Raw genomic sequence first — 4,666 nt, 5'->3', positions numbered from 1 at the left:
GCGGCTTCTACGGCGGCATGGGGCAGGCTTCGATTGCGGCATCGTCGCTCGCGAGCAGCGTCGTGGCGACTATCGTGAGCGCATCGTTCACGTCCGCGCAGCTCGACGCGTGGGCGTGGCGCCTGCCGTTTCTGTTTGGCGGCATCCTGCTGCCGATCGGCCTCTACATGCGTCGCAATATCGTCGAGACGCCCGCTTTCACGCAGGCCCAGGCGAACCTCGAGCGTGTCGCGCGTCCGTCCACGAGCTCGGCGCTCGCGATGATGAGCAAGGCCTTCGGCTTCACGATCATCTGGACGGTCTCGTACTACGTGATGCTGAGCTACATGCCCACGTTCCTCAGCAAGTACGCGGGCCTCACCACCACCCAGGCGCTGATGTCGAATTCGCTTGCGCTCGCCGTGCTGGTCGCGACGACGCCGCTGTTCGGCGCGCTGTCCGATCGCATCGGACGCAAGCCGTTCCTGCTCGGCTGCTGCGTGGGGTTCCTCGTGTTCTCGTACATGCTGTTCCGCGTGGTGCTCGACGGCGCGACGTTCGGCACGATCGTCGCGGTACAGATCTTCTTCAATCTGTTCATCGCCGCGTTCTCCGGCGCGGGACCTTCGGCGCTTTGCGAACTGTTTCCGACGCATGGCCGCACGACGCTGATGTCGATCGGCTACAGCCTTTCCACTGCGATTTTCGGCGGCTTCGCGCCGTTCATTTCGACGTGGCTCATCAATGTGACCGGCACGCCCATCGCGCCCGCTTTCTACCTGACGGTCGCGGCGATCGTATCCGGTGCGGTCATCGCGACTTTCCGCGAAACCGCGCGTGAGCCACTTCGCTAACAAGGAGACGATTTCCGATGAAAGAACGCATTCTGATCTGGGGCGCCGGCGCCATTGGCGGGACCGTCGGCGCGTGGCTCGTTCGCGCGGGCTACGACGTGAGCTTCGTGGACATCGTGCCGGAGCATGTCGACGCGATTCGCGCGCCATCGCGCGGCCTGACGATCACCGGCCCGGTCGATGAATTCACGGTACATGCGCCGGCCTTTCTGCCCGCCGATGTCAATGGCGAGTGGTCGCGCATCTTCCTCGCCGTCAAGGCGCATCACACGCGCGACGCCTGCGAAGCCCTGCTGCCGCATCTCGCAGCCGACGGCTACGTGCTGTCGCTGCAAAACGGCCTGTGCGAGCAGGTGATCGCGCAGATCGTCGGAGCGCGGCGCACGGTCGGCGCGTTCGTCAACTTCGGCGCCGACTGGATCAAGCCGGGCGAGATCCTGTACGGCAATCGCGGCGCGGTGGTGGTCGGCGAAATCGACGGCTCGGAGACGCCGCGCATCCGCACGCTGTTCGAGGACATCAAGCACTTCGAACCCGATGCGATCCTCACCGACGACATCTTCTCGTACCTTTGGGGCAAGCTCGCATACGGCTCGCTGCTGTTTGCGCAGGCGGTCGGCGAACTCGGTATCGCCGATTGTCTGGAACGTCCCGAGTTGCTGCCGCTATGGCGCGCAATAGCCGGCGAAGTGCTGCGCGTGGCGCAAGCGGAACGCGTGAAGCCGCGCGGTTTCAACGGTTTCGACCCGGCGGCGTTCCAGCCCGGCGCAACGGATGCAGCGGCGCGCGACAGCGTCGCGGCGATGGTCGCCTTCAACCGGCCGAACGCGAAGACCCACTCGGGTATCTGGCGCGATCTGGCGGTGCGCAAGCGCCGCACCGAAGTCGACATGCAGATCAAGCCGGTCGTGGATCTGGGCCGCAAGCACGGCATCGCGTGCGTGAAACTCGACGCGCTGTGCCGGATGATTCACGAAATCGAGAACGGCGAGCGTTCTCTCTCGGATCGCAACCTCAACGAATTGCTGGACGCATGAACATTTCCTTTGAAGGACAGGTCGTTGCCGTGAGCGGTGCGGCCATCGGTTTCGGTCGCGAGATCGCGACAACGTTCGCGTCGCTCGGTGCTCGCGTTTTCGCTTGCGACATCAAGGCGGACGAACTGGCGACGCTCGCCGCGCCGGGTATCGACACACAAATCGTCGATCTCACCGACCGCCAGGCGGCAGCCAGGTGGATCAGCCACATCGAAACGCACAGCGGCAAGGCGATCGACGTGCTGGTGAACAACGCGGGCGGCGTCGCTGGTCAGGCACCCCGCCCGCTCGACGAAGTGACGGACGAGCAGTGGGACCGCGTGATCGAAATCAATCTGGGCGCGACCTTCTCGCTTACCCGCGCGGCCGCGCCCGGCATGAAGCACGCAGGCCGTGGCGCGATCGTCAACATTAGCTCCGGCGCGGCGTTGCAAGCGTCGCTCACCGGCGTGCAGGCGTATTGCACGGCAAAGCACGCGGTACTCGGTCTCACGCGCCAGCTCGCGCATGAACTGGGTCCGCATGGCATCCGCGTGAATTCGGTGGCGCCCGGTTTCGTGCGCACAAACGAGGCCACCGAAAAGCAATGGGACGCGATGGGCGAAGCGCGGCAACGTTCGTTGCTCGAAGGCATTGCGTTGCGCCGTTTCGGCACGCCCGAGGACATTACGCGCGCCGTCATATTCTTTGCTTCCGACCTGTCCGCGTTCGTCAACGGGCAGATTCTTTCCGTCGACGGTGGCCGCTAGAAACGCTCCGGCGCGGCGACATTCGAACGCACCATCAATCGCAAGAGGACTCCAGCATGAGCTCACCCGATACCCCGAACCAGAAACTCGAACCCTGGCAATGGCCGGAAGAAACGTGGCGCAAGATGGTCAACCATACGCGCGCCGGACGCACGCTGCGGCCGGCGCGCTGGCCGAACGGCAAGCGCTGCGCGGTCGCGCTGTCGTTCGACAGCGATCACGAAACCAACGAGTTGCGCGACGGCGGCAAATCCATCAGCCGCATGAGCTGGGGACAATTCGGCGCGCGCGTCGGCGTGCCCCGTCTGCTGGAAATTCTTGGCCGTCACGGCGTAAAGGCGAGCTTCTACGTGCCCGCTGTCGCCGCGATGCTGCACGAAGACGAGCAGCGTCGCGTGATCGCCGAGGGTCATGAAATTGGCATTCATGGCTGGATTCATGAGCTCAACTCGGTGCTGCCGTATGAAGCCGAGCGCGACCTGATGCTGCGCTCCGCGGACACGCTCGAGAAGATCACCGGCGTGCGCGCGGTCGGCATGCGCACGCCTTCGTGGGACTTCAGCCCATACACGCTGCGCATCGCGAAGGAAATGGGCCTGCTGTACGACTCGTCGTTGATGGCCGACGAGGATTGCTACGAGCTGCTGCTCGACGGCGAGCCGACCGGCGTGATCGAACTGCCGGTCGAATGGATTCGCGACGATGCCGTCTACTTCACGATGCATCGTTTCCAGTCGCTGCGTCCGTACACGCCGCCCACCGACGTGTTCGACATCTTCCGCCGCGAATTCGACCATGCTTACGAGAACGGCGGCCTGTTCCAACTGACGATGCATCCGCATGTGATCACCGCGCGCTCGCGTATCTGGATTCTCGACGAGCTGATCCAGTACATGAAAGCGAAGGACGTGTGGTTCGCGACGCATGCAGAGGTCGCGCAATACGTGAAAGACAACGCAGCCTGATGCGCGTATGACCACCCATTGAAAAAGGAGATGGCGACATGATCTCTTACCAGCCACCCGACCATCCGGTTCATTACTGGTCGGTGCGAAAACCTGCCGCCGAGTCGTCGCGCGGCGTCGTCGTGTCGCAGGCATACGACGCTTCGGCCGCGGGCGTCGCGGTGCTCGAAGCCGGGGGCAACGCGGTCGATGCCGCGGTTGCCGTCGCGTTTGCGCTGGCTGCCGTCGAGCCATGGAACTCGGGCCTGGGCGGCGTAGGGTTCGCGCTTTACCACGCGCATGACGCGCAGTCCGCCACGTCGGTGCATTTCGGGCCGGTCGCGCCGCAAGCGCTGCGTGCGGACATGTTCCCATTGACCGGCCGTCCCGCGACGGATCTGTTTCCGTGGCCGCAGGTGCGCGACGATGCCAACGCGCAGGGTCCGCTGTCGTTCTGTCTGCCGACGGCCGTCGCTGGATACGGTTCGATGCTCGAACGTTGGGGCACGATGCCGCTCTCCGAAGTCATGCAGCCCGCCGTCGCGCTGGCGAAACGTGGACTTGCGTCCGACTGGTTCACGACGCTGATGCTGGCACAGGGCGCAGCGATCCTGCGCCGGTACGCTGAATCGTCCAGCGTGTTTCTGCGCGATGGCTTGCCGCCCGTTGCGCCTTACCAAGGCACGCCGGGCTTCATGCCGCTTCCTCGCCTGCCCGAGACGCTCGAACAGATCGCGCGTGCGGGTTGGCGCGATTTCTATCGCGGCGATCTGGCAACGACCATCGTCGGCGATATCGCAAGGCTCGGCGGTCTGATCGGCCTCGATGAAATGCACGCGTACGAAATCGAGACGTCCGACGCGCTGCCGGTGCAGTGGGGCGGCGCGACGATCCAGCTCTCGGCGGGATTGACGGCCGGCCCGACGCTAGCTCATGCGTTGTCGATGCTGCAGCCGCCCGCCTCGCGACGCAGCGAAAAAACGCCGTCGGCGAAGTGGTATGCCGAGCTGGCGCGAGCGCTGAAAACGGCATACCGCGAACGCCTGCATGTCGGCGACGATCCGTCCGCGCCGGAGGGATGCACGACGCACATCAACGTCTGT

5 protein-coding genes are annotated in these 4,666 nt (G+C 64.6%); all 5 read left to right on the top strand.

Going from position 1 to position 4,666, the window contains the following annotated elements; translation table 11 throughout:
- Positions 1 to 833, top strand: an 833-nt coding sequence (locus tag VGH68_RS00525) for an MFS transporter (protein ID WP_331601557.1), incomplete at its 5' end; no start/stop codon positions are given.
- Between the two features lie 17 nt (positions 834 to 850).
- Entirely contained in the window at positions 851 to 1,870 is a 1,020-nt protein-coding gene (locus VGH68_RS00520; RefSeq protein WP_331601556.1) for a ketopantoate reductase family protein, read from the top strand.
- Complete coding sequence (locus tag VGH68_RS00515; RefSeq protein WP_331601555.1) at positions 1,867 to 2,619, top strand: SDR family NAD(P)-dependent oxidoreductase; 753 nt, start codon at positions 1,867 to 1,869, stop codon at positions 2,617 to 2,619. Before VGH68_RS00520 ends, VGH68_RS00515 begins: the two co-directional genes overlap by 4 nt.
- A 56-nt stretch (positions 2,620 to 2,675) precedes the next feature.
- Positions 2,676 to 3,584, top strand: coding sequence for a polysaccharide deacetylase (locus VGH68_RS00510; protein ID WP_331601554.1), 909 nt, complete (start codon positions 2,676 to 2,678; stop codon positions 3,582 to 3,584).
- A 38-nt stretch (positions 3,585 to 3,622) separates the two neighbouring features.
- A partial coding sequence (locus VGH68_RS00505; protein WP_331601553.1) for a gamma-glutamyltransferase occupies positions 3,623 to 4,666 on the top strand: 1,044 nt, incomplete at its 3' end.

The organism is Paraburkholderia sp. (assembly GCF_036488505.1).
GTDB lineage: Bacteria > Pseudomonadota > Gammaproteobacteria > Burkholderiales > Burkholderiaceae > Paraburkholderia.
Note: the sequence above shows the minus strand (reverse complement) of the source record. Positions and strands in the feature narration are given on the sequence as shown.

Excerpts from the sequence above, each read along its gene's own strand:
- VGH68_RS00520 (WP_331601556.1), top strand. The coding sequence starts at position 851 with ATGAAAGAACGCATTCTGATCTGGGGCGCCGGCGCCATTGGCGGGACC.
- VGH68_RS00515 (WP_331601555.1), top strand. The coding sequence starts at position 1,867 with ATGAACATTTCCTTTGAAGGACAGGTCGTTGCCGTGAGCGGTGCGGCC.
- VGH68_RS00510 (WP_331601554.1), top strand. The coding sequence starts at position 2,676 with ATGAGCTCACCCGATACCCCGAACCAGAAACTCGAACCCTGGCAATGG.